This window comes from Brevibacterium otitidis (assembly GCF_042429315.1).
GTDB classification, from domain to species: domain Bacteria; phylum Actinomycetota; class Actinomycetes; order Actinomycetales; family Brevibacteriaceae; genus Brevibacterium; species Brevibacterium otitidis.
Map to the genome: position 1 here is coordinate 1 of NZ_JBHMAU010000072.1, position 24,425 is coordinate 24,425.

The 24,425-nt window shown below is 66.3% G+C and carries 18 protein-coding genes and 1 tRNA gene; 8 read left to right on the top strand and 11 right to left on the bottom strand.

What is annotated here, in order from left to right; translation table 11 throughout:
- The first annotated feature begins 115 nt into the window (after window positions 1-115).
- Entirely contained in the window at window positions 116-625 is a 510-nt protein-coding gene (locus ACFFN1_RS12215; protein ID WP_446680477.1) for a heme-binding beta-barrel domain-containing protein, read from the top strand.
- A gap of 26 nt (window positions 626-651) precedes the next feature.
- On the opposite strand, the gene ACFFN1_RS12220 is transcribed toward ACFFN1_RS12215, so the two are convergent.
- From ACFFN1_RS12220 to ACFFN1_RS12250, 7 genes are all read right to left on the bottom strand, one after another.
- A complete protein-coding gene (locus tag ACFFN1_RS12220; RefSeq protein WP_376841057.1) occupies window positions 652-2,634 on the bottom strand; it encodes an oxidoreductase in 1,983 nt (660 codons plus the stop codon).
- Window positions 2,635-2,660: 26 nt separating this feature from the next.
- Window positions 2,661-4,268, bottom strand: coding sequence for a sodium:solute symporter family protein (locus tag ACFFN1_RS12225; protein WP_376841058.1), 1,608 nt, complete (start codon window positions 4,266-4,268; stop codon window positions 2,661-2,663).
- A gap of 222 nt (window positions 4,269-4,490) precedes the next feature.
- Window positions 4,491-5,123: a TetR/AcrR family transcriptional regulator gene (locus ACFFN1_RS12230; protein WP_376841059.1), complete on the bottom strand. Its 633-nt coding sequence runs from the start codon at window positions 5,121-5,123 to the stop codon at window positions 4,491-4,493.
- 155 nt (window positions 5,124-5,278) lie between these two features.
- Window positions 5,279-5,971 (bottom strand): MBL fold metallo-hydrolase, encoded by a 693-nt coding sequence (locus tag ACFFN1_RS12235; RefSeq protein WP_376841060.1) that lies wholly within the window; start codon window positions 5,969-5,971, stop codon window positions 5,279-5,281.
- A complete protein-coding gene (locus ACFFN1_RS12240) occupies window positions 5,968-7,062 on the bottom strand; it encodes an S-(hydroxymethyl)mycothiol dehydrogenase (protein WP_376841062.1) in 1,095 nt (364 codons plus the stop codon). The genes ACFFN1_RS12235 and ACFFN1_RS12240 overlap by 4 nt, the downstream gene beginning before the upstream one ends.
- 243 nt (window positions 7,063-7,305) lie before the next feature.
- Window positions 7,306-7,428, bottom strand: coding sequence for a methionine/alanine import family NSS transporter small subunit (locus ACFFN1_RS12245; protein WP_376841063.1), 123 nt, complete (start codon window positions 7,426-7,428; stop codon window positions 7,306-7,308).
- Window positions 7,425-9,065, bottom strand: a complete 1,641-nt coding sequence (locus ACFFN1_RS12250; protein ID WP_376841064.1) for a sodium-dependent transporter — start codon at window positions 9,063-9,065, stop codon at window positions 7,425-7,427. Before ACFFN1_RS12250 ends, ACFFN1_RS12245 begins: the two co-directional genes overlap by 4 nt.
- Window positions 9,066-9,380: 315 nt before the next feature.
- Between ACFFN1_RS12250 and cysS the strand changes: the two genes are divergently transcribed.
- Together cysS and rlmB are read left to right on the top strand one after the other, a co-directional pair.
- Window positions 9,381-10,835, top strand: a complete 1,455-nt coding sequence (cysS, locus tag ACFFN1_RS12255) for a cysteine--tRNA ligase (protein WP_376841065.1) — start codon at window positions 9,381-9,383, stop codon at window positions 10,833-10,835.
- Window positions 10,836-10,863: 28 nt separating this feature from the next.
- Window positions 10,864-11,796 carry a 23S rRNA (guanosine(2251)-2'-O)-methyltransferase RlmB gene (gene rlmB / locus ACFFN1_RS12260; RefSeq protein ID WP_376841066.1) on the top strand — a complete coding sequence of 311 codons (933 nt, stop codon included), beginning with the start codon at window positions 10,864-10,866 and terminating at the stop codon, window positions 11,794-11,796.
- Between the two features lie 464 nt (window positions 11,797-12,260).
- Here the strand turns inward: rlmB and ACFFN1_RS12265 are convergent, their stop codons facing one another.
- The 3 genes from ACFFN1_RS12265 to ACFFN1_RS12275 all read right to left on the bottom strand — a co-directional run bounded on the left by ACFFN1_RS12265 (window position 12,261) and on the right by ACFFN1_RS12275 (window position 16,023).
- Window positions 12,261-13,667 carry an MFS transporter gene (locus ACFFN1_RS12265; RefSeq protein ID WP_376841068.1) on the bottom strand — a complete coding sequence of 469 codons (1,407 nt, stop codon included), beginning with the start codon at window positions 13,665-13,667 and terminating at the stop codon, window positions 12,261-12,263.
- 179 nt (window positions 13,668-13,846) lie between these two features.
- A complete protein-coding gene (locus ACFFN1_RS12270) occupies window positions 13,847-14,641 on the bottom strand; it encodes an SDR family NAD(P)-dependent oxidoreductase (RefSeq protein ID WP_376841069.1) in 795 nt (264 codons plus the stop codon).
- Window positions 14,638-16,023: a DUF4032 domain-containing protein gene (locus ACFFN1_RS12275; protein ID WP_376841070.1), complete on the bottom strand. Its 1,386-nt coding sequence runs from the start codon at window positions 16,021-16,023 to the stop codon at window positions 14,638-14,640. The genes ACFFN1_RS12270 and ACFFN1_RS12275 overlap by 4 nt, the downstream gene beginning before the upstream one ends.
- A gap of 97 nt (window positions 16,024-16,120) precedes the next feature.
- On the opposite strand from ACFFN1_RS12275, the gene ACFFN1_RS12280 reads away from it, so the two are divergent.
- Both ACFFN1_RS12280 and ACFFN1_RS12285 read left to right on the top strand, forming a co-directional pair.
- The gene (locus ACFFN1_RS12280) at window positions 16,121-17,167 is read left to right on the top strand and encodes a LacI family DNA-binding transcriptional regulator (protein ID WP_376841071.1); all 1,047 of its coding nucleotides are present in this window, start codon (window positions 16,121-16,123) and stop codon (window positions 17,165-17,167) included.
- The gene (locus tag ACFFN1_RS12285; RefSeq protein ID WP_376841072.1) at window positions 17,167-18,225 is read left to right on the top strand and encodes a substrate-binding domain-containing protein; all 1,059 of its coding nucleotides are present in this window, start codon (window positions 17,167-17,169) and stop codon (window positions 18,223-18,225) included. Before ACFFN1_RS12280 ends, ACFFN1_RS12285 begins: the two co-directional genes overlap by 1 nt.
- A gap of 68 nt (window positions 18,226-18,293) precedes the next feature.
- On the opposite strand, the gene ACFFN1_RS12290 is transcribed toward ACFFN1_RS12285, so the two are convergent.
- Window positions 18,294-20,750: a trehalose-6-phosphate synthase gene (locus ACFFN1_RS12290; RefSeq protein WP_376841073.1), complete on the bottom strand. Its 2,457-nt coding sequence runs from the start codon at window positions 20,748-20,750 to the stop codon at window positions 18,294-18,296.
- A gap of 162 nt (window positions 20,751-20,912) precedes the next feature.
- Here ACFFN1_RS12290 and ACFFN1_RS12295 point away from each other — a divergent pair, with 162 nt between their 5' ends.
- From ACFFN1_RS12295 to ACFFN1_RS12305, 3 genes are all read left to right on the top strand, one after another.
- Window positions 20,913-22,883 carry a serine/threonine-protein kinase gene (locus ACFFN1_RS12295; RefSeq protein ID WP_376841074.1) on the top strand — a complete coding sequence of 657 codons (1,971 nt, stop codon included), beginning with the start codon at window positions 20,913-20,915 and terminating at the stop codon, window positions 22,881-22,883.
- A 183-nt stretch (window positions 22,884-23,066) separates the two neighbouring features.
- The gene (locus tag ACFFN1_RS12300) at window positions 23,067-23,948 is read left to right on the top strand and encodes a DsbA family protein (RefSeq protein ID WP_376841075.1); all 882 of its coding nucleotides are present in this window, start codon (window positions 23,067-23,069) and stop codon (window positions 23,946-23,948) included.
- A 160-nt stretch (window positions 23,949-24,108) separates the two neighbouring features.
- Window positions 24,109-24,181, top strand: a tRNA-Thr gene (locus ACFFN1_RS12305).
- The last annotated feature ends 244 nt before the right edge of the window (window positions 24,182-24,425 follow it).

Sequence of the window (24,425 nt, forward strand, 5' to 3'; positions counted from 1 at the left end):
ACCCCAACCACCCGATTAGTCAGGAATTCCAGCACTTCACAACCCAAACCCGCAGGTCATAGTGTCAATATGATCTACATCACACCAATTTGAGCCAAGTCAGGACGATTCAGCTATGACCTCACACCCCGCCTTCGAACGGATCGCCGGCACCTGGAGCGGCAGCGGCTTCGGCGAGTACCCGACGATCGACGACTTCGAGTACCGCGAGGAGACAGAGTTCCGTGACATCGGCAAACCGTTTCTCGTCTACTCACAGCGCACCTGGTCACCAGATGGGAAGCCGATGCACGTCGAGACCGGCTACCTGCGGTTCATCGGCGACTCGGCGGAGTTCACCATCGCCCAGCCGACCGGTCAGACAGAGCTGCTCGAAGGCCGGCTCGACGCTACCGACGAGCGCATCGTGGTGCAGCTGACCGGGCAGGTGCTCAACACCTCGACAGCCAAAAAACGTCGAGGCGACCAAACGCCGCTTCGTCTTCGTCGGCAACGACCTGGCCGTCAACTTCTCTATGGCCGCCGTCGGCTGCGAGATGACCCGTCACCTAACCGCGCAGCTCATGCGCAGCCAGCCGGGGCAGGGTGGTCAGCCGCACGGCTAACACCCAGATCAGATCGGTGAGGACGAATAGTGGCGAATGATCGAGTTCACGCGCTCTCTGCCAATGCCTCGTCTCGAACGAACCTAGTCGCAGCTGTCAGCCCTTCATAGACGGCCTCCTCCACTGTGCGCGGCGCTTTGCAGTCTCCGATACGGATAACCGGACAAGCCCCGAAGTCAACCGGAGGCACAACGGACCTAGGAGCAAAGCTGACGATCGTTGTAGAGACGTTGTCGACAGTGAGAACCTCGTAACTCAACGTTGACTGAAGGTAAGCGGAATCTGCATCGAGACCTACCAAGCGAACATCATTGATAAATGTGACACCGCGTCGGATTGCCTCGCCCATCATTGCGGTGCGCGTGTACTGCTGCATCGCTGCTCCTGGGAAGCTTGCTGCAGTCGCGAGAGTGACCTTCCGCTTCTCAGCGATCTTTACGGCTGTACCGAGACCAGCCCAGTCGCCTTTCCAATCGAAGACGAGGACTCCACCGCGTTCGAGGTTTGGCTCACCCGACAAATAGCTCCGCGCCGTGAAGATGGTCGGGTCATCCACGAGCTCCAGCGCCATCTCCCGGTCCTGTGATCCGGTGGCAAGAATCACAGACTCAGGCGCGAAGTCATCGACAATTTCGGTACTGATTCCTGTATTCGTCATAATCTGCACACCAGACCTACGTGCCTCACCCTCCAAGTTGGTCGCGGCTCCGCCGAACTCGGCTCGGAAGGGAAGCTTCTCCGCAAGATGTACTTGACCGCCGACGCGCTTTTCCTTCTCGACAAGCAGTACTGCAGCTCCCGCGTCAGCGGCAACTGCAGCAGCCTTGAGACCCGCAGGACCTCCACCGACAACGAGCAGACGCCGTGGTGTTCTCACGCGCGGTTGCGGCAGGAACACTGTTTCGCGACCGGACTCGGGGTACTGAATGCACGAGATTCCAACTCCCTGCTGAAAATGACCGATGCAAGCCTGATTGCACCCGATGCATGCGCGTATCGAGTCGAGGTCGCCGCGCGCAGCTTTGTTTGCAACTTCAGGATCACAGATCATGGCTCTCGTCATGATGCACAGATCAGTTTTGCCTTGGGCTAGGATCATTTCTGCTTCCTGCGGCTGGTTGATTCGACCAGCAACCATGACCGGCAGATCTGTCACCTTCTTGGCTGCAGCCGATAAGTCGGAGACGTAAGCAGCGCCGTACTGCATAGAAGGAACGATGTGCTGAGCACCTTGGAGCGTGGACGAATCCCCCGCAGTTACCGATATGTAGTCGGCATACCCTTGTGCGTCGACAGCTTTGATGATCTCCATGAACTCAGATTCGATCATGCCGTCCGCAGTCAGGTCGTCACCCGAAATGCGTAGACCGACAACGCAACCTGGGGCCACAGATTCGCGGGCAGCCTGGATGGACTCCAGGAGGAACCGCATACGATTAGCAGCAGAACCGCCGTACTCGTCCTGTCGATCGTTGATCCGGGGGTTGCAGAATTGGATGGGGAGGTATCCGTGACTCGCAACGATTTCGACCCCGTCTATCCCGGCCTGGGTGACGCGAGCTGCTGAGTCGCCGTAACCCTTGATGATTTCTTTAATTGTCGAGGTTGAAAGTCGCTGGGGCACCACATGGAATCGCTCCTGTGGGCTGTCAGATGGAGCAACAGCTTGTGGCGCCATGCCCCCTTCTCCATCCATGACCTCGCGACCGGGGTGAAACAGCTGGGCGATGATCTTGCAGTCATAGGCGTGTACCGCCTCGGCGACCGCGGAATAACCGGAAGTCGTCGAATCATCGGTGGCCATAAGGACATGGTTCGTATACCGGGCTGTTTCATGGACTCCCGATACTTGAAGAACGATGAGCCCGGCACCGCCCGCGGCTCGTGCTTTGTGATACGCCACGAGTTCGGGCCCGATGTGCCCGTCCTCAGCGAGCATTGTGTCGTGGCCGGATGAGACGATTCGGTTCTTGAGTTCAAGCGAGCCGAGCTTCATCGGGCTGAAGAGGTTCGGAAATGTCGTGGACAATGGAGATCTTCCTTCCTACTCGCAGATCAGAAAGTTGGGAGGGCGTAGAAGACAAGCATCAACGCGCTGCAAAGTATGAGCGTCGCAACCGTGACAATGACCCATATTCCGGTTCGGCGAGTTTCCAAGCGAGACTTATTCTCAGGTGGCACCTCGCGCAATGAGTGGAGGAACGCCACCACCTTCGGGTCGTGAGGCTGGCCGACGTTGCCGAGGATGATCGCGATGATGCTCGCTGAGATGCCAAGAAGAACGGGATTTGCGAGTGTCGGCAGTGTGATGCCCCCGAACTTCTGAATGCCTTCGAGGAATCCGACGGCCAGAAAGCCGACGATGATGCCCCACGTGGCGCCCCTACGGGTGATCTTCGAACTCTGAATTGACCACAGCGCCACTGGCCCCCAGCTTGCGGCGAAGAGCGTTGCGGCAAAGTATCCGATTGTCAGCACTGCAGGCGGCGCCACCAGCGTAATGAGCAGAACTGCGACTGCAACTGATGCCATGGCGATCCGCGTGAGGCGGATGCCGCCGTGCTTTGGTTGAACCGCTGGCCGGCGCGAAGCGATCCACGGCATGACATCGTTGTCGAGGCTGAACCCGATCAGGGAGAGGAACGCCGCGGCCGACGAGAGCCCGGCCGCGACGATGCCAGTCACAGCGATAACCCCCAAGACCGGCGGCATGAGATTTTGAGCTGCCCAGATGAATGCCACTTCGGAAGGTTCGATACCGGGGTTGAATAGGCTGATCGCAAGACCTCCGAATGTGAGGAAGACATAGATCAACGCAAGGGAAGCGGTTGCCATGAGACCAGAGCGAAGTGATACGTGTTCGTTCTTGGCCATGAGATACCGGCTGGATTGCCACGGGCTGATCGCGACGACAAGCATCCAGACGATGCCCAGCGTGATCGCGTAGATGAAAACCTGTAGCGGGGAGCCCATATAAGCGTCGGGGCCTGTGAGCCCATGCCATGTGAGTGCATCTGGCCTGTCAGGTAGGGACCACATCTTCTCGACCGCAGCGCTGGGACCGCCTGCACGGTAGAAAATCCAGGACATTCCTCCGACAGCAGCTGCGGTAAAGAAGAAATACATGATTGTGTCGTTGATGAGGATGCCTCGCGCCCCAGACATCATCGTGAAGATTGTGTAACCGGCCCAGACCAGCAGGAGCGACTGCCACTCGTTCAGGCCGGTCAACTGCCCGATGATGAGCATGAGCCCCTGGGTGACAGCGATGAGGTAGAAGCCGATACCGATGATCACCGTCAGACCGGCGATGGCCTGGATGCCTTTTGAGTTGAAGCGGAGGCCGAAGAACTCTGGCACGGTGAGTGCCTGTGAGCGTCGGAGGTAGCGGCCGAAAAGGGCTACTCCGATGACGTATCCGCAGATATTAATGGGAGTTAGCACGAGCATGACCGTTGCATACCCGTCGTAGGAGAATCCCAGCTCTCCCATGAATGAAACGGTCGAGAGGAACGAGGCAACCAGAGTGCCCCCGACGAGAACAGTCGGTGCGTTGCGCCCTGAGACGTAGTAGTCGTCCTTGTTCTTAATGGTTCGGCTGACAACTGCGCCGATGACGAGGTAGAGCAGGAACGAGCCGAGAATCGCGAGTGAGAAGATCATGAGTCGTCCTCTCGGTACTGCTTGCGGATGGCGAACCAGCTGGTGACGACGACGGCAGCGGGGAGTACGCCGTAGTAGATGCTGAGGATGAGGACGCTGACCACAGTAACTCCTTTGTTGTGAGGTGCGACACTCAATATACAATACATAGGTATTATTAATAAACCCCCAGTTCGCTGCTCACGGCCATTCGGTGCTGGACGGGAGGTTGGCTGACGGCGGTCAGTCGCGTGGTCCCAACAGCGCGCGGGTGTGCAGCTCGAGTCGACGACGCACGGTAGCAACGGAGAGCTCATTGCCTTTGATCGTGACAGCTGCTTCGAAGCCATCGATGAGTGCGATGAGACCTGCCACCACATCGTCGATTCTGCCGGCCAGCCTGAACTCACCTGCAGTGACGCCGTCTGAGACGACTTCGGTCAAGACTGTTGTCCAGTTGTCGAAGACGGTTCTGACCTCGCGTGCAAGGAGTGGATCTCGTGTGCCAGCTGCGATGAACTCCATCCACAGAAGAGAGCGAGACGGCACTTTTTCGTAGTCGACAAAACTCCACATGACGTGAAGGACACGGGCCCAGTGAGAAGCTTCCTTCGGCGCGCGAAGTCGTTCGACGACGTTCGTCGAGTGTTCGATGAGTGCTTGCCGGACAAGATCGTCGCGCTTGCGGAAGTAGTGCTGGATCGCGCCCACCGAGATACCGGCTCGTTTGCTGATCTGCTTGAGACTCACGTTGTCCGCGCCGACTTCTATGATGAGCTCGAGCGTTGCGGAGAAAATCTGCTCGCGGCGCTGATCGACCTGAGCGTCCGAATAGGCCGGGCGGCCCGGTCCAGCTGATCCGTTCTCGCGTGTCATTATGGCTTCATCATACTGACGCAACGTGAAAGCTGTGCCCAGACCAGCCAGTCCTGAGCGCACAGACGTCTGAGGGCGGACGTGTCCGAACACGTCCGCCCTCGGCGTCTGCTGGTGCGAGCCCGCTGCCTCAGCTCAGGGCGCGGGCTCGCGGATCACTCGCCGCGGTCGATCCACTCCTGCAGATGCGGCTTCTCCAGCCCGATCGCCGTGGCCGGCCCGTGACCGGTGAGCACGACGGTCTCGGCCGGCAGCTGGAACAGCCGGGTCGAGATCGAGTCGATGATCGTCTCGAAGCTCGAATACGACCGGCCCGTCGCGCCCGGTCCGCCCTGGAACAGGGTGTCACCGGAGATGAGGATCGGGTTCGTGGCACCGGCCCCGACCTTCCCGGCGGCCTCAGCGGCCACCTCGGGAACGGCGACCCCGTCAGCGATGTAGAAGCACGTCGAGCCGGGAGAGTGGCCCGGGGTGTGGATCGCCGTCAGGGTGATGCTGCCGGCGGTGATCGTCCCACCGTCTTCGAGGTCCTCATCGGGCTTCCGGTCCGGGTAGACCATGTTCCACAGCACCATGTCATCAGGGTTGAGGTGCACCGGCGGATCGCCGAGCAGCCCCTGGGTCTCAGCCACGGCGCGGATGTGGTCATCGTGCCCGTGGGTCAGCAGGATCGCCCTGACCTCCCGGTCGCCGACAGCCTTGACGATCTCAGCCGGCGAATGGGCCGGGTCGATGACGACGACCTCGGAGTCATCGCCGACGATCCAGACGTTGTTGTCGACATCCCAGGTGCCTCCGTCGAGGGAGAACGTGCCGGATGTCTCGATGTGATCAATGCGTGCGCTCATGAAAACTCCACTACCGATCGAAGGACTTCTCCTCGTCCCATCTTGTCAAAGGCCTCCTCGACCTGGTCAACGGTGATCCGTTCTGAGACGAACTTCTCCAGCGGCAGGCGGCCCTGCTTGTACAGCTCGGTGAGCATCGGGAAGTCGCGCTCCGGCAGGCAGTCGCCGTACCAGGAGGACGTGAGCTTGCCGCCGCGGCCGAACACATCGAGCAGCGGAACAGTGAGCTCCATCTCCGGGGTCGGCACGCCCACGAGCACGACCGCGCCGGCCAGATCGCGGGCGTAGAAGGCCTGCCGCCAGGTCTCGGGACGGCCGACGGCGTCGATGACAACATCGGCGCCGAATCCGCCGGTGAGCTTCTGCACGGCAGCGACGACTTCGTCTTCGCTCATGCCCTTTGAGCAGATCGTGTCAGTCGCGCCGAGCTCACGTGCGGCATCGAGCTTGCGCTCATCGAAGTCGATGGCGATGATCGGGCTGGCTCCAGCCAGGTTGGCACCGGCGACGGCTGCCGAGCCGACGCCGCCGCAGCCGATGACGGCCACCGAGTCGCCGCGGGTGACCTCGCCGGTGTTGATGGCTGCGCCGATGCCGGTCATGATGCCGCAGCCGAGCAGCCCGACGACAGCCGGATCGGCCTCATCGACCTTGGTGCACTGGCCGGCGGCCACGAGCGTCTTCTCGGCAAACGACCCGATTCCCAAGGCGGCCTCGAGTTCGGTGCCGTCGGCCAGGGTCATCTTCTGGGAGGCATTGTGGGTGTCGAAGCAGTACCACGGTTCGCCGCGCTTGCAGGCCCGGCACTCACCGCAGATCGCCCGCCAGTTGAGGATGACGAAGTCGCCGACCTCGACGTTGGTGACACCCTCGCCGACCTCGGAGACGATGCCGGCGGACTCGTGACCGAGCAGGTACGGGAAGTCATCGCCGATCCCGCCTTCGCGGTAGTGGAAGTCAGTGTGGCAGACACCGCAGGACTTCACATCGACGATCACCTCGCCGGGGCCGGGATCGGGGATGACGATGTCGGTCAGCTCGACCGGCTGTCCCTTGGCCATGGCGACGATTCCCTTGACGGTGGTGGGCATGATGCCTCCTTCTCAGCAGAGATCAACACGTGCTCATGCGTACATCCGTCAGTCTACGGAACCCGTCTGCGGCACGCAGGAATATCCGCGTGCGTTCTCACCTGGCAGGAAACCCCTGTCCACGCCCGAGGCGCCGGGAACCATGGCAGGAACCCCTGTCCACGCCCGAGGCGCCGGGAACCATGGCAGGTTCCCGGCGCCTCGGCAGCGGTGGCGGCTGGTGCCGCGCTCAGGGTGTGCGGATCAGATGATGTCGTCGTGGCCCATCTCGTCCGGGTGTCCCTTGAGGTGGACGAAGGAGGCGACGAGGCCGCCCCAGACGATGAACAGGGCCAGGACCATCATGATGATTGCTTCAGGTGTCATCGGTTGTCTCCTTCCGTGCGGCGGGCCGCATCGGCACTGGTGGTGCCGGTGGTGGGGTTGTCGTCGAAACCGGTCATATGCGCAGGCGTGTACAGCTCCGGGTGCGCCTTGGTGTCAGCATCGTTGGCCTCCACGGCCCGGTCGGTGAACTCCTGCGAGGCGCGCGGCCACGGCAGCACGGAGAGCACCACCGCTGCGATGATGAGGACGGCGATGATCACCCAGCCGATGATGTCGGCTGAGGTCTCGGTGTAGCCGGTCGTCGCGTAGGTCCAGATCTGCTGGACGAGCATGAAGCCCAACACGATCGGTGTGATGATCGTCAGCGCGATCGTCCACATCTTGCCGATGCGGAATGAGGAGATCGCGTTGAGGTGATCGCGCAGCAGCGGGGTGGACCGCTTGATCCAGGCCACGGCGATGATCGCCAGCAGCGCACCGCCGACGATGCCGATGTTGTTGGCGAAGGCGTCAGCGACATCGAGCACGGTCAGACCGGTGGCCGTCGGCATGGTCAGCAGCGAGACGAGCGCCATGCCGCCGCCGACGATCGCCAGCGAGGTGCGGTTGGAGATGCCCAGTTTCTCCGCGACCGCCTGCACCGGCACCTGGATGATCGAGATGAGCGATGACAGGCCGGCGAAGACGAGGCTGAGGAAGAACAGCACACCGAAGATCGGCCCGCCGGGCATCTGCGAGATCAGCGTCGGGAAGCCGACGAAGGCCAGTCCGACACCGCCGGCTGCGACTTCATCGACACCGGTGCCGGCAGCGTGGGCCATGAAGCCCAGCGCTGCGAAGACGCCGACGCCGGCGAGGATCTCGAAGCTGGAGTTCGAGAACGCCACGATGAGGCCCGAACCGGTGAGGTTCGTGCGACGGCGCAGGTAGGCGGCGTAGGTGATCATGATGCCGAAGCCGACCGAGAGCGAGAGGAAGATCTGACCGTAGGCGGCCACCCACACATCGGCCTTCGCCAGAGCGGAGAAGTCCGGGGTGAAGAGGGCGTTGAGGCCGTCGACGGCACCGGGCAGGAACAGCGAGCGGACGACGAGGGCGAGGAACAGCACGACGAGCACCGGGATGAAGATCTTCGAGAACCGCGCGATGCCGCCCTGCACGCCCAGGAACAGCACGCCGAGCACGATCACCCACACGATGATGAGCGGGATGAGGATGCCGGGCACGAAGCTGAAGGCATTGCCCAGCGACAGCTCACCGGCGTGCAGGTAGGTCGCCTCGAAGAAGGTGCCGGCATCATCGCCCCACGCCTCGGTGATCGAGAACACCGTGTAGCTCAGCGCCCAGCCGATGATGACGGCGTAGTAGATGCCGATGACCGTGGCGACACCGGTCTGGAACCAGCCCAGCGGCTCGAAAGACTTCGACACGACCCGGAACGACATCGGTGCCGAGGACCGCGAGCGGTGGCCGAGCACGTAGTCGAAGAACAGGATCGGGATACCTGCCGTCAGAAGCGCGACGAGGTATGGGATGAGGAAGGCTCCGCCTCCGTTTTCGAAGGCGACGTATGGAAAGCGCCAGATGTTTCCCAGGCCGATGGCAGAACCGATGGCTGCCAGGATGAACGCCATCCGTGTCGGGAAGACTTCGCGCTGCAGCGACTTAGTCGACATGATGTCCTTTCGGATCCAGGTGAGGGGCACGGCAGTGTGCACTCGGGGGCCTCATGTCAGGCATGACCCTCACAGTCCAGAAGTTCGTAGGGATCCCCGCGAAACTCACAGCTGAGATTGACCTCACACTAAAGGTAGTCCGCAGGCGTGGTGCTTGTCACCTCTGGAGCCTGGGCACAGCTCCTTTGGTCCCGAAAAGTTATAACCGGAGGTCAGCCCGACCAACACCGGACCGGGGAGCGCCGCCTCGTGGCCAGGGCATGCGCTGTGGGCGGCCGTGGCCGCCGCTTGCGGCCAATCGCTAGACTGAGCCCTGTGACCATACAGCTCTTCAACACCGCCACGCGCCGCCTCGAACCCTTCGCACCCGTCTCCGCCGGTCAGGCCAGCCTCTACGTCTGTGGTGCCACCGTGCAGGGATCTCCGCACCTGGGCCACATGCGCACTGCGGTCGTGTTCGACCAGCTGCGCCGCTGGCTGCTCTACCGCGGCTACGAGGTCACCTTCGTCCGCAACATCACCGACATCGACGACAAGATCCTGGCGAAGTCGGTCGAGGAGTCCCGCCCCTGGTGGGCGCACGCCTACCACTACTCGCAGGAATTCACCGCCGCCTATGACGCCCTCGGCGTGCTGCGGCCCACCTATGAGCCGCTGGCCACCGGGCACATGACGGAGATGATCGAGCTCATTGAGCGCCTCATCGCCGCCGGCCACGCCTATCAGGCCCTCGACGGCTCCGCTGATGTCTACTTCGATGCGCGGTCCTGGCCGGACTACGGTTCGCTGACGAACCAACAGCTCGACGATATGGCCGCCGCCGATGACGCCCCGCTGCGCGGCAAGAAGGATCCCCGGGACTTCGCGCTGTGGAAGGCACGCAAGGACGGCGATCCGCTCACCGCCTCGTGGCCGTCGCCGTGGGGACGCGGCCGGCCCGGCTGGCACATCGAATGCTCGGCGATGTCGACGAAGTACCTCGGGGCTGAGTTCGACATCCACGGCGGCGGACTCGACCTGCGCTTCCCCCATCACGAGAACGAGCGCGCCCAGTCGAATGCCGCCGGCGACCCCTTCGCCCGCATCTGGATGCACTCCGGGCTGCTCAACGTCGGCGGGGACAAGATGTCGAAGTCACTGGGCAACTCGATCTTCGCCCGCGATCTGCTGAGCGCCTTCGACCCGATCGTGATCCGCTATGCGCTCTCGACGGCCCACTACCGTTCGGTGCTGGAGTTCTCCGAGTCGCTCGTGACCGCCCAGGCGACGGCGCTGGAGCGCTTCGAGAACTTCCTCACCCGGGCCCGGGAGATCCTCGGCGAGGATGCTCCTGCCGCGCCCGAGGTGGCAGACGGCTACCGTGACCGCGTCGCCGAGGTGCCCGCGGACTTCGCTGCGGCGATGGACGATGACCTGTCGGTGCCCAAGGCGCTGTCGGTGGCGTTCAGCACTGTCGGCGAGGGCTACCGGCAGCTGGAGGCCGGAAGCGTCGACCGCACCCAGCTGGCCCGCACCGTCGCCGAGCTCGAACTCATGCTCGATGTGCTGGGAATCAACCCGCTGGCCGGCAGCTGGGCGACCGCCTCGGGAGCGGACAGCGGTGCCGAGGCCGGGCTGCGCGCGCTCGTCGAGGAGCTCGCCACCGAGCGCCTGGCCGCCAAGCAGGCCAAGGACTACGGCCGTGCTGATGAGATCCGCGATCTGCTCAGCCGCGCCGGCGTGCAGCTGGAGGACACCCCCGGCGGCTACCGCTACAGCCTCAAGGGCTGAGCGGCCGAACCGAACGTAAGGAGTCGCAATGGCGACGAAGAAGGGCCCGACGAAGGGCACCGGCGGCCACGGCCGCCGCAGACTGGCTGGCAAGGGGCCGACCCCCAAGGCCGAGGACCGCGTCTACCACAAGGCGTACAAGGCCAAGCAGGCCCGGCTCCGCCGTGAGGCCGCGCAGCCCAAGCGCCGCCGCAGGGACCCGGGCTCCGATGTCATCGCCGGACGCAACTCCGTCGTCGAGGCGCTGCGCGAGGCGGTGCCGGCCACCGCGCTGTACATCTCGCACAAGGCCGATTCCGATGACCGGGTGCGCGAGGCGATCGCGCTGGCAGCCGACCGCGGCATCCCGATGCTCGAAGCCGGCAAGATGGATCTCGACCGGCTCACCGACGGTGCCGTCCACCAGGGCATCGCCCTGCAGGTGCCGCCCTATGAGTACGCCCACCCCGATGACCTCATGGAGGCAGCCGCCGAGGCTGTCGAGACGCCGCTGCTCGTCGCCCTGGACGGGATCACCGATCCGCGCAACCTCGGCGCCATCGTGCGCTCAACCGCGGCCTTCGGCGGCCACGGGGTGATCATCCCCGAACGTCGATCTGCCGGCATGACCGCCTCGGCGTGGAAGACCGCCGCCGGTGCCGCCGGCCGCATCCGGGTCGCCCAGGTCGTCAACCTCGCCCGTGCGCTGCAGGAGCTGAAGAAGCAGGGCGTGTTCGTCCTCGGCCTCGACATGGACGGCGACGTCGAACTGCCCGAGGTGACACTCGCCCAAGAGCCGGTGTGCATCGTCGTCGGGTCCGAGGGCAAGGGACTCTCCCGGCTCATCAGCGACATCTGCGATCAGATCGTCTCGATCCCGATGGCCGGGCAGATGGAGTCCCTCAACGCCGGCATCGCCGCGGCCGTGAGCCTCTACGAGGTCGCCCGCGCCCGCCGGACCGAGGGGCTCGCCGGGGGGTAACGCCGACGGCTTGACCTGCACGGTGACGTGAGTGTGTCGTTCGTGTGGAACCGACGCCTCTCGAGTCGACACGAAATGCACGGGTTCGGCGCTTGGAGCGTGCTTCTCGTGTGGAATCGACGGTGCTCGAGTCGACACGAACTGCACACTCACGTACTGTGCCGGCCGGGGCTTGAGCGTCCGCCATTTCAGCGGATCGCGTTGAGTGCTGAACCGACGACACTCGATATGGCACTCAACGACTATGAAATGGCCGAAACATAGTCGTTGAGTGCAGAATCCACGATCGAGGATTCTGCACTCAACGACTGTCGGTCCGATCGCACGGACCAGAGCCATCATGGGTGGGCTGGCCAGCGCCGGCCGTCAGCCAGCGCCGGCCGTCAGCCAGCGCCGGCCGTCAGCCAGCGCCGGCCGTCAGCCAGCCACGGCGCACCGCCGACGATCCCCAGCCCGCCGACAGCTCAGCTGACGTCGACGTGGCGCGGGTCGACCGCCGGCTGCGTGCGACCAGTCGAACTCTTCGGCAGCGCCCCGAGGGAGATCGTGATGCTCGCAGCGATGACCATCGCCACGCTGATCGCCCACATGCCGGCAGACTGCGAACCGGTCGTGTCGGCGAGGAAGCCGGTGATGTAGGGGGCGAAGAAGCCGGACATATTGCCGATCGAGTTGATCAGGGCGACACCGGCAGCTGCGGCGGCACCGGAGAGGAACGCGGTGGGCAGCGGCCAGAAGGTCGCGAGGGCGCACATCACGCCGCAGGCGAAGATCGACACGCACAGCATCGCCAGGAACGGCGAGTTGACGAACGAGGTCACCGGGATGACGGCGGCGGCCACGAGGGTCGGCAGGGCGACGTGCCAGACGCGCTCGCCGGTCTTGTCGCCGTGGCGGGCCCAGAAGATCATCGCGACAGCAGCGAAGGCGAACGGCACGGCGGTGAGCAGGCCGCGCTCCATGAGCGAGTACTCCACCCCGAAGCGCTCCTGGAAGCCGCTGATGATCGTCGGCAGGAAGAAGCTGATGGCGTACAGGCCGTAGACCACACCGAAGTACACGAACGCCAGCGCCCACACCCGGCCGCTCGTCAGCGAGGTACGCAGCGGCACGTGGTAGGTCGTCGCGGTCTCCTCTTCCTCGCGGTCCATCTCGGCCTTGAGCCAGGCGCGTTCGTCATCGGCCAGCCACTTCGCATCGTGCGGGCGGTCGGTGAGGAAGAACCAGCAGATGAAGCCGAGCAGCACTGCCGGCAGGCCTTCGATGAGGAACATGAACCGCCAGCCGGTCATGCCCCACAGCAGGCCCTCGCCGTGCTCGATGAGCCAGGCCGACAGTGGCGCGCCGAGCACCGAGGAGGCGGGGATGGCGAGCATGAAGAACGAGATCGCCTTCGCCCGCTCCCGCTTGGGGAACCAGAAGGTCAGGTACAGGATGATGCCGGGGAAGAACCCGGCCTCGGCGATGCCGAGCAGCACCCGCAGGATGACAAGCCACCACTCACCGCCGATGCCCAGCCAGGTGCCGGCCGGGATGAACGCCATGAGGGCTGCGATGATGCCCCAGGTGACGAGGATGCGGGCGATCCAGCGCCGGGCCCCGAACTTGTGCAGCGCGAGGTTCGAGGGGATCTCCAGCAGCAGGTAACCGATGAAGAACACGCCGGAGGCCAGGCCGAACATCGTCTGCGTCAGGCCGAGTTCGTCGTTCATCCCGTTGGGTCCAGCGAAGCCGATGTTCGTCCGGTCGAGGTAGTTAATGAAGTACAGCAGCCCGAGGAACGGGGTGAGCCGGAGGGCGACTTTGCGCAGGGTTCGCCTGCGCAGCTCGGCGTGGGCTGCGGTCGGTGCGGGGTGGTGGGACGTCGTCATCGCGGGCGGTCCTTGTCGGCAGAAGTGCGCGGCCCGGCGGTGAGTGCAGATCGTGCCCTCGCCCGCCGTCCGCGGTGGCTTCGGTCAGGTATATCGCCGCCGGCTTCCTGCCGCCGCCCGTGTCCCATTAAATGAGACGTGGGTCATAGTCGCCGGTCGCACTCACCGGTCCCGAGGTGTCACACGCGTGGGGTGAAGCGTCCGTCCTGGGCCATCCAGCCGCCGTCGACGAGCAGTGAGTGCCCGGTGACGTAGCTGGAGGCATCCGAGGCGAGGAACAGCACCGGTCCTGCGATCTCGTGCAGCAGACCCCAGCGGCCGAGCGCGGCCTTCTGTGCGTAGGCGTCCCACCACTCCTCATCGGATTTGATCTGCTCGGTCAGCGGAGTCTCGAACGGTCCGGGCAGGATCGAGTTGACCCGCACGCCTGCGGTGCCGAGCTCGCTGGCCAGCGTCTTCGTCAGCTGCACGACTCCGGCCTTGGCGGCGGCGTAGATCCCCTGTCCGGGTTCGACGACGATCGCGCGGAAAGAGGCGAATGTGATGATTGAACCGCGCTGCTGGCTGGCCATCTCACGGCCGAAACTGCGCATGAGCCGGTACGTGCCCTTGAGGTTGATGTCGATGACCCGGTCGAATTCGTCATCGGTCGTCTCGGTCATCCTCTTGCGCACATTCATGCCCGGGGTCATGACGAGCACCTCGGCAGCGGGGAAGCGCTCAACGAGGGCGTCGACGGCTGCAGTCGAGGTGATATCGAGTTCGACTGCCGTGGCCGCACTCCCGGTGCGCTGCTCGATGACCGTGGCGGTCGCCTTGGCGCCGGTGAGGTCGAGGTCAGCGCACACGACGTGGGCACCGGCATCGGCCAGCCCGAACGCCGATGCCTGCCCTAGGCCCGAGGCGGCGCCGACGACAACGGCGGTGCGCCCGGCCAGGTCGAACAGGTCGGGAATGCGGGGAGATGCGCTCATCGGGGTCCTTCTCTCGTCTCATCCGCCGCAGCCGGCGGTTCCGGTGTCTCCGGTTGCATATGCCCGGACTCTGCCGGTTCAGGGTCTGCCGGTTCAGGGCCGGCCTGCGCTGGTTCTGCCAGCTCAGGGTCTGCTTGCGACAATTCTGCCTCCGCCAGCTCCCGGAGCACCGCGGTGTCCGGATCGCGGAGCAGATGCGCCTCCCGCGGATAGTGGGCGAGCTTCTCATCTCGATAGGCGGCCACCGTCTCGGGCGTGGTGACGTCCCGGCCGGCCGCCGCCGACATCTCCGCCCGGTGGTCGAGGAACTCATGGAAGATCTGCGGGAGCTCGAGCCGGTCGCTGTACTCATCGGTGATCGCCTCGAGCACCGGCCGGTAGACATCGGCCAGCCAGCGCTCGGCGACGACCGACTCGTCCTCGCCTTCGAGCCCCTTGGCCGCCCGGTAGACATCGAGGTCGTTGAGCATCCGGCGCGCCTGCTGCTTCTCCGCCTCGATTCCGGTCAGCCGCCTGAGCCGGCGCTGGAAGTGCCCCGGTGCCACGACTTTGGGTTCGATGCGGGTGGTGACGCCGTCGAGGTCGGTCGTGACCGTCAGTTCGCCTAAGTCGAAGCCGAGCTCGTTGAGCCGCTCGATGCGCTGGTCGATGCGCCAGCGCTCGTACATGTTGAACGCCTCAGCAGCAGTGAGCTCGGCCCACAGCTCGTCATAGCGCTCGCACAGCCGGTCGCTCTTGGCCATCGGATCGACATCCGGGTCGGCCAGGCCGCCGGCCTGCAGGTCGAGGAACTCCCCGGCGATGTTCGTGCGCGCCAGCTCCAGATCATGGCTGCGCTGCCCGTCGGAGAGCGCATCGTGCAGCTCCCCGGTCTCCGCATCGACGAGATAGGCGGCCAGCTCATCGGCATCGCGGCGGAACAGCGTGTTCGACAGCGACACATCGCCCCAGAAGAACCCGACGAGGTGCAGCCGGACGATGAGCACCGCCAGCGCATCGACGAGCAGATCGGCCATATGCGGAGGCACCGACGTGCCGCACAGATCGCGGAACGGCAGCGAATACGACAGATGTGGAGTCAGCAGCGCGCCGGGCAGCCGCCGCCCCTGCTCATCGGTGCGGCCGGTGACATAGCCCAGCGGCCGCACCGCCGGGGCATCGAGATCGGCCAGCGCGGTGAGCAGCTCGTATTCGCGCACCGCGATCGGATCCTCGGTCTCCTTGACTGCCAGGATCGTGCCCTCGAACTCCACGAAGCGCACCACATGCCGGGAGATGCCGCGCGGCAGCCCGATGAGCAGCTCCGGACCCCACAGCCGCAGGGGTGTGTGCCACGGCAGCGTCTCGACGAGTTCGGCGAAGCGGTCGACATGGATCCTCATGTGTCCTCCTTCGGGGGCCGCACCGCCGGCGGCACACCGACGCGGCGGCCGTTCCATCGTAGCGGAGCACCGGCGCGCACAGCCGTAGACTGCGGGTATGAGAGTTCGGCTGGAGGACGTCGCCGCGGCGGCAGGCGTGTCGGTGACGACCGTCTCGCGGGTGCTCGGCGGCCGCGGCACCGTCGCCGAGGCGACCCGCAGCCGCGTGCTCGACGCGGTGCGCGCCCTCGGCTACGACCGTTCGACGCTGCTGCACCGGCAGGCGGCCCGGCTCGTCGCCGTGTGCGCCCCTGCCCATCCGGAGCACTGGCAGATCGAGGTGTGCCGCTCCGTGGCGATGCAGCTGCAGGCCGCCGGCGTCATCGCCGCCACCCCGTTTCTCGGCGCGGACCTCGCGGAGGTCCGCTCCTGCATCGACGCCGGTGCCGCCGTCATCGTCACCCCCACCTTCACCCCGCTCGACGTCGACGTCCCGGTCGTCCGGTTCGCCGAGGCGACCGCCGCCTGGCCGCCGGAGGCCGCTGCCGAGGCGGGCCCCGCCGCGGGCACGGAAGCCGCCCCCGAGGTGAGCCCCGCCTCGGCGGTGGGGGCGGAGCGGATCGCTGCCCGCGTCGACCTGGCCGGCGGCATGAGCCTGGCCTTCGAGCACCTCCATGCACTCGGCCACCGGCGCATCGGGCTCGTGTGCAATGAGTCCGGTGCGCTCGCCGAACAGCTCAAGCACCGGTTCCGCCGCGAGCACCCGATGCGCGATGTCACCGACCGGCTCGATGAGTGGATCGCCCCGGTGCCCAAGTCCTATTCCGGTGGCATCGCCGCGGCGATCCAGCTGCGCGACGCCACCTGCACCGCGGTCATCGTGCAGTCGGCGCTGCAGCTGCACGGCGTCTATGCGGCGGTCAACCGCCGGCGGCTCGTGATTCCGCGCGATCTGTCGGTGGTGGGCTTCGGTGACTTCTCGACGATGCGCTACACCAATCCGCCGGCCACGGTGCTGCGGCTCGACAACCAGGATCTCGCCGCCTTCCTCGCCGCCGGTGTGCGCAGCGTCCTCGACCTGCCCGGCCGGCAGCTTGCCTCAGTGCCCCCGACGCTGCGGCTCCGGCTCGTGGCGCGGCAGTCGACAGCGGCGGCGAGGACCTGATGCGCTCGGACATCACGCTCAAGCAGATCGCCGCCGCCTCCGGGCTGTCGGTCTCCACGGTCTCCCGGGTGCTGCGCGAACAGCCGGGCACCTCGGCTGCCGCCCGCCGGGCCGTCGAGGTGGCGCTCGGCACGCTGGGCGTGCGGCATGAGGACGAGGCCCGCACCTCCGGCACGGTCATCGCTGTCGTCCACGCCGCGCCGATCGCCGGCGACGTCGACCCCTTCGAGAGCCTCCACCTGGAGATCGTCGAGCGGATCTTCGCCCTCGGCTGGGTGGCCGTGTGTGTGCAGACCGGCCCGGACCTCGCCTCGGCCGCCGAGGTGCTCGAGTCCTTCGGCGTCGCCGGCGCGGTGGTGCTCGGCGGCGGTTCGGCCGGGCCCGAGGCCGAACGCCTGGCCGCGCTCGGCGTGCCGGTCATCCGCGTCTCGAACGCCGGGCACGCCGGGTTCGCGCAGCTCGTGCTCGACTCCAGGGAGGGCATCCGGCTGGCCGTCCGCCACCTCATCCACCTCGGCCACCGGCGCATCGGGCTCGTCGTGCCGGAGGACTCCGCGGCCTCAACGCGGGTAGGTGCCTTCCGCCGGGCGATGGCCGAGGTGCTGCACATCCCCGCCACCCGCGACCAGGCCCCGGTCGTCGTCGCTGGGCCGGGGATCCTGGCCGGTTCGCAGGCCGCTGATGAGCTGCTGGAGGCGCAGTGCTCAGCGGCGATCAGCTGCGCGCCCTCGATCACCTTCGGGTTCCTCGAATCGACCCGCCGGCTGCGGCTGTCGGTGCCGCAGGACCTCTCGCTGCTGACGGTCGGGGACATGCCCGATGCCGAGCTGGTCCACCCGCCGATGTCACAGGTGACCTTCGACTGGGCTGCCCTGGCGGAGGCGGCGCTGCGGGAGCTGGAGCGGCTCATGCGCGCCGACAGCCGCGGACAGCAGACCGGCGGAGGCAGCAGCGGGAGCACTGGTGAGAGCAGGGGCCGCAGCCCGCAGCTGCCGGACTACAAGGTCAGCCCCGATCTGGTGCTGCGGGCCTCCGAACGCGCCCTCGACCGCCGCTGAGCCAGCGGCTCAGTGCCGCGCAGCGGCAGGCGGTTCAGCGCGTCAGCCAGCCAGCGGCGGTCAGCGGCTCAGTGCCGTGCGTTGCGGGCGGCGGCGAGGCGACCGAGGAACACGGCGACATCCTCCGGGGAGTGGAGGCGCACCTCGGCGGCGGTGCCGGCGGGCCCGACCTTGATCGACAGGTGCGGGAACTCCTCCGGATAGGTGCGCAGCTTCTTGAACGCGTCCTCATCGGTGCGGTCATCGCCGATGTAGAGCGCGGCCGTTGCGCCGGTCCGGCGGATCATATGCTCCAGCCCATTGCCCTTCGTCTGATGCCGCAGCGCGAACTCGAAGGTGTCGTGGCCGGTGAGGAACCGCAGCTGGCCGAGCCGCTTGGCCAGCGCCTCGAGCTCGGTGGCGTAGAAGGCGGTGCGGTCCTCGCTGCAGCCGCGGGTGTGGAAGGTGCGTCCGAGCGGCTTGCGCTCGATGCGCAGCAGCCCATGCCCGGCCGACGGGGTGCGGGTGCGGATATCCGTGTAGGCGGCGTCGAGCTCATCGAGCAGCGCCTGCTCCTCAGCGCTCGGGCCGCTCGCGTAGGTGCCCGGGCCGTGGTCTGCGCCGGTCGCCTCCGCCGAGGTGCCGGCTGCCGCCGCCGAGGTGCCGGTCGCCGGGGCGATCTCCTCGCCGCCGACAGCGGTGAAGTCGGTCTCCACGCCGTGGGAGCCGATGAACACGGTGCCCTCCGGGGCGGCGGAGAGCTGCTTGAGGACCGCGAGATTCCGGCCGGAGATATAGCCGACGACCGTGTTCGGCTCGCCTGCCAGCGCCTCGACCGCAGCGGCCGAGGCCGGCAGGGGAGCGGCATCCATCGGATTGTCGACGAGCGGAGCGATGACCCCGTCGAAGTCGAGGCCGACGAGCAGCCGGTCCGCAGCTGCCAGCGCCGTGATGTCGACGTCCTCCGAGCTGGAGTAGTCAGGAGCCGAATCCGGCTGCGCATCAGCATCGGTCGGGTGCGCATCCGAGCGCATCGTCGCCGCCGCTGCGACGCGGCCCTGCAGATCGGTCTGCTGCAGCCGTGAGAGGAACGCATCCGACCAGGCGCGCACATCCTCCTCCGCCAGGCTTTCGCGCATCTTCCGCATGCGGCTGCGCCGCTCATCCGGATCCATCGCCACGGCCGCGGCGATGCGGGATTTGAGGCCGGCGATGTCATGCGGATTCACCATCACCGCCTGGGTCAGCTGTTCGGCAGCGCCGGTGAACTCCGAGAGCACGAGCACGCCATCGTCATCGGCCTGGCAGGCGACGTACTCCTTGGCGACGAGGTTCATGCCATCGCGCAGGGCGGTCACGAGCATGACATCGGCGGCCAGATACAGCGCCGTCATCTCATCGCGCGGATAGGAGTGGTGGAAGTAGTGGATGACCGGATGCCCCAGATCGGAGTGCTCGCCGTTGATCCGGCCGACGGCCAGCTCCACATCGGTGCGGATCTGCTGATACTGGTCGATGCGTTCGCGGCTCGGGGTCGCGATCTGCACAAGGGTCACCGTGCCGGGGTCGAGCACCCCGTCGTCGAACAGCTCGCCATAGGCCTTGAGCCGGTGGCGGATGCCCTTGGTGTAGTCCATCCGGTCGACGCCGAGCAGGATCGTGTCCGGGTTGCCGAGCTCGGCGCGAATCTCCTTGGCACGGGCGCAGATCTGCGGGTCGCGGGCAAGCTCAGCCAGATGCTCGGTGTCGATCGAGATGGGGAAGGCGCTCGCCTCGGCGGTGCGGGTGATCGTCATCGTATCGCCCAGCTCGCTGGCCGGGTCCTCGGCAGCCGGGATCTTCACGAGGTTGCCCGAGCTCGGCAGGCCCAGGCAGATGCGCACGGCACGGCGGAAGTTCTGGGCATCGGCCGGACGCTGGAAGCCGATGAGGTCGGCACCGAGCAGCCCGCGCAGGATCTGCGCACGCCACGGCAGCTGCGCGAAGATCTCCCACGGCGGGAACGGGATGTGGTTGAAGAAGCCGATCCGCACGTCCGGGCGCATGCCGCGCAGCAGATAGGGCACCAGCTGCAGCTGGTAGTCGTGCACCCACACCGTCGCCGCTTCCGAGGCGGTGCGCGCCACCGCCTCGGCGAAGCGCCGGTTGACCGTCCGGTAGCTGTTCCACCAGGTGCGGTGGAACTCCGGGGGCACGATGACATCGTGGTAGAGCGGCCACAGCGTGGCATTGGAGAAGCCTTCGTAGTAGCGGCGGACTTCCTCCGAGCTCAGCGGCACCGGCACGAGGTGCATGCCGTCGATGTCGAACGGATCGAATTCCTCATCTGCCACTCCGGCCCAGCCGATCCAGGCACCCTTGTGGGTCTGCATGACCGGGGCCACGCCGGTCACCAGACCTCCTGGTGAGGTGCGCCAGCAGGGGGTCTCTCCGGAGGTGTCGCGGTCGACGGGCAGGCGGTTGGCGACAACGACGAAGTCGGCGCCATCAGCAGGTGGGGCGACCGGAGTTGAACGAGCTTCCAATGGTGCAGAGGTGTGAATCACGGTACTCCTAATTCAGCACGCGGTCCTCACGAAGCACTCTACCGTCTCAGCCGGCCGACGGTGAGCGACAGCACTGTCCTCGGCTGCTGTCTCGACCGCTCTGCAGCCTGTCAGCACGTGACTCTCATGAGAAACTCCACCGCCTCCGCTAACCTGGGTTGAGTGGCAGTACAGGAACTCGGCGGCTATCGGCTGCTGAACGAACTCGGTTCCGGCGGCATGGGTGTCGTCCACCTCGGCGTGGATGCGGAGAACAACCCAGTCGCCGTCAAAGTGCTGCACCCGCACATCGCCAATGACGAGACCGCGCGCAAGCGCCTCGCACGTGAGGTGCGGACGCTCAGGCGGATCCAGCATCCGCGGATCGCTGCGGTCCTCGACGCAGAGCTCGACTCCGCTCAGCCGTTCATCATCACCGAATTCGTCGACGGGCAGACGCTGTCCGACGATGTGCGCGACAACGGCCCGTTCGCAGAGGACGAGCTCGTCCACTTCGGCCATGCGCTGCTCGATGCCCTCAACGCCGTCCACGCCGCCGGCGTCATCCACCGCGACCTCAAACCGGCCAATGTCATGATCATGGACGGCGAGCCGATGGTCATCGACTTCGGCATCGCGCAGGCCGCCGATGAGGTCAAAGTCACCGCCACCGGCCTCGTCATGGGCACCCCCGGCTACCTCAGCCCCGAGATCGCCGATGGCCGTGAGGCCAGTGAGAAGACCGACTGGTGGGGCTGGGCTGCGACGATGGCCTTCGCTGCCACCGGCCGCAACCCGTACGGCTCCGGCCCGCTGGAGGCGGTGCTCGGGCGGGTGGCCACCGGCCGGTACAACCTCGAAGGAGCTCCCGAGCTCTTCGTGCCGCTGCTGCAGGCCTGCCTCGACCCGAAGCCCGAACGCCGGCCCTCGGGCGCGATGATCCTCGATGCTCTCGTCGACATCGAATCCGGGCAGCTGCCGGCGCTGGGCAGCCCGCGCCATGCCGCAGCCCCCGGCGGCCCGGGCGAGACCGGCGGCACCCGCGTCGACATGCCTGCCGCCGGCGGCGGACATGATCCGCTCGCTCCGCCCACCGGCCCGCTGGGCCGCAGCGGCACCGCAGCCTTCGGGCAGCCGGCCGGCTACCAGTCCGGCGGCTTCGCCGACCACCGACCCGACCAGCACGGCGTGCCCCGCCACGGCAATGCGCCCGGCGGCCGACCGCAGCCTCCCGTGCCCTCACCGGGAGCTCCCGGCGGCAGCACCTACGGCGGAGCCGCCTATGCCGGCGGATACGGTACCGCCGGACAGCCGGGACAGATGATCGGCAGTCAGCCCGCCCACCTGCCCGTTGGGCCGCCCGGCCACCAGTACGGCAGCCAGCCTGCCGCCTCGGGCCCGGCCCGCGCAGCGGTCGGCTCCCCGCCGTCCTACGGTCCGCTCGGCATCGATCCGCGCCCGCAGCAGCAGGTGCAGCCCTATCAGCACGGCGGCGCCCCGGTCCCGGCCGAAAGGCCCTGGCAGCCGCAGCAGCTGCAGCCGCCGGGCGAACCGCGCCCGCCGCGCCTGGGCGGTGCATGGCCGCTGCTCATGCTCAACCTGCTGGCGATCACCCTCGTCGCACTCGGGCCGGTCATCATGGTCATCGCCTCCTACCTGTGGCAGGTCGCCGCCCGCACCACCGGCTCGATGGCCCAGGTGCGCAACTGGCGGCAGTTCAATGACGGCCCGGCCGGCGTCTCGGTGTGGTCGTCGATCGCCAGCCTGCCCGGAGCGCTGTTCCGTTCGGTGTTCACCTCAGCGTTCTCGATGATCCTGCCGGCCATCGCCTTCGTCGCTGTGGCCGTGCTCATGCGCTTGGACATCGCCGGGATCATTCCGGCGGGCAAGTCCTTCGAGTGGACGCTGTGGGTCGCCGGTCTGTCCTATGCGCTCGTGCTGTGGTTCGGGCCCGGTTCGCTCAACCTGCGGATGGGTTCGCGGGCGGCGCTGACGACGATGGCGCGCAGCCGGCGCGGCGAATGGATCATGGTCGGGGTGCTCGGCGTGCTGTTCGTGCTGGCCGTCGGCGCCACGCTCTCTCCTGCCGGCATCACCTGGTGGCCGCTGACCTTCAACCCCCTCGAACTCATCCCGCAGGCCGCCGAGCTGTGAGACGTGCCCGAGGCGGCTGCGGCCGACGGCAGCTGCCGCTGGGAGCCAGCCGGCGCCTCGGGAGCGGAAGCAGGTCTGAGCAGCAGGTGAGATGCGATGCGGTGCAGACGCTCTAAGATGGCACTCGGAACAGAATCACCGCGCTCCGGCACGGGCGCGGAGAACGACACCACGTGAGGAATCATGGCGAAGAATTCATCGGCTGCTGACCGGCGGAAGGCGGCACGGGAGAAGGCCCGGCAGATCGCGGAAAACGACGCGAAGCGCGAGAAGAAGGCCAGGACCATCCTGTTCGGCTCGGTGGGCGTGGTCGTCATCGCCTTCGCCGCTGTCGTCGGATTCCTCATCTTCCAGAGCCTGCAGCCGGTCGCCGGCCCGCGCAACTACGCCGAGGGCACGCTGACCGTGGCCAAGGACGGCGACGAGCTCAAGGCCTACACCGCACCCGGCATCGAGGATCCCGGCGAGAACCCGCCGCCGCCGATCGCTGAGTCCCCGCTCGGCTCCGACGCCGCCGTGGTGACCGTCTACTTCGACTTCCAGTGCCCGGCCTGCAAGGCCTTCGAGGACACCCACGGCACGACGCTGAACAAGCTCGTCGAGGACGGCAAGATCGCCCTGCAGTACGCGCCGGTCGCATTCCTCGACAACGCCTCAGGCGGCAACAAGTTCTCCACGCGCGCCGCCAACGCTGCCGCCTGCATCGCCGACTCCGGCCAGGTCGACGCCTATCGGGAGTTCGTCGTCTCGATGTTCGCCCAGCAGCCGGAAGAAGGCGGCGAGGGCATGGAGGACGACCAGCTCATCTCGATCGCCGAGGAAGCCGGCGTCGATGTCAGCGCTGCAGTGGCTCCCGAGGACTCGGACGCCTCGGACGTGCGCAGCTGCATCACCGAACAGGCTTTCGCCAAGTCGGTGGAGAAGGAGACCCAGACGGCGTTCGACGATCGCGGCCTGTCCGGCACCCCGCGCGTGCTCATCAACGGCCAGGAGACCGAGTCCTACCGTGAGGAAGATCCGGAGGCCTTCCCGCTGGAGCTGCTGCGCGCCATCGGCGAGAAGTGATCCGCCGATAGCCTCAGCTGGCAGACGCCCGCCAGGTCACGGATTCCGTGCCCGGCGGGCGTCTGTCGTTGGGTGCGGCAGCACCGGCGAACAGACAGGGCGTGCGTGGCGCGCGGCAGGCCGATGTTCTACACTGTCTTAGGCTCACCGCGGTGAGCACGCCTCCTTAGCTCAGTTGGTAGAGCACCGCTCTTGTAAAGCGAAGGTCGTCAGTTCGAGCCTGACAGGGGGCTCTTCTCATACAGCGTCACCGACGCCTGCCTCGTGGTGGCCATCGGGAGTGTCTGCTGTAGGCCCAACGCCGGTTTGAACGACTTCTCGAGTCGTTGCTAGCCACAATTTGGGTAAGCACGGGCTGGAACGCCAGCGTCTGAGGTGGCTGGATCCCACCCTGTGCAAACAAGGCTGAGGGTAGCTTCTGACGGTGTAGTCCTATGCTGGACGCATGTGCCTGCTCTTCGCGCTTGACCGAGTAGC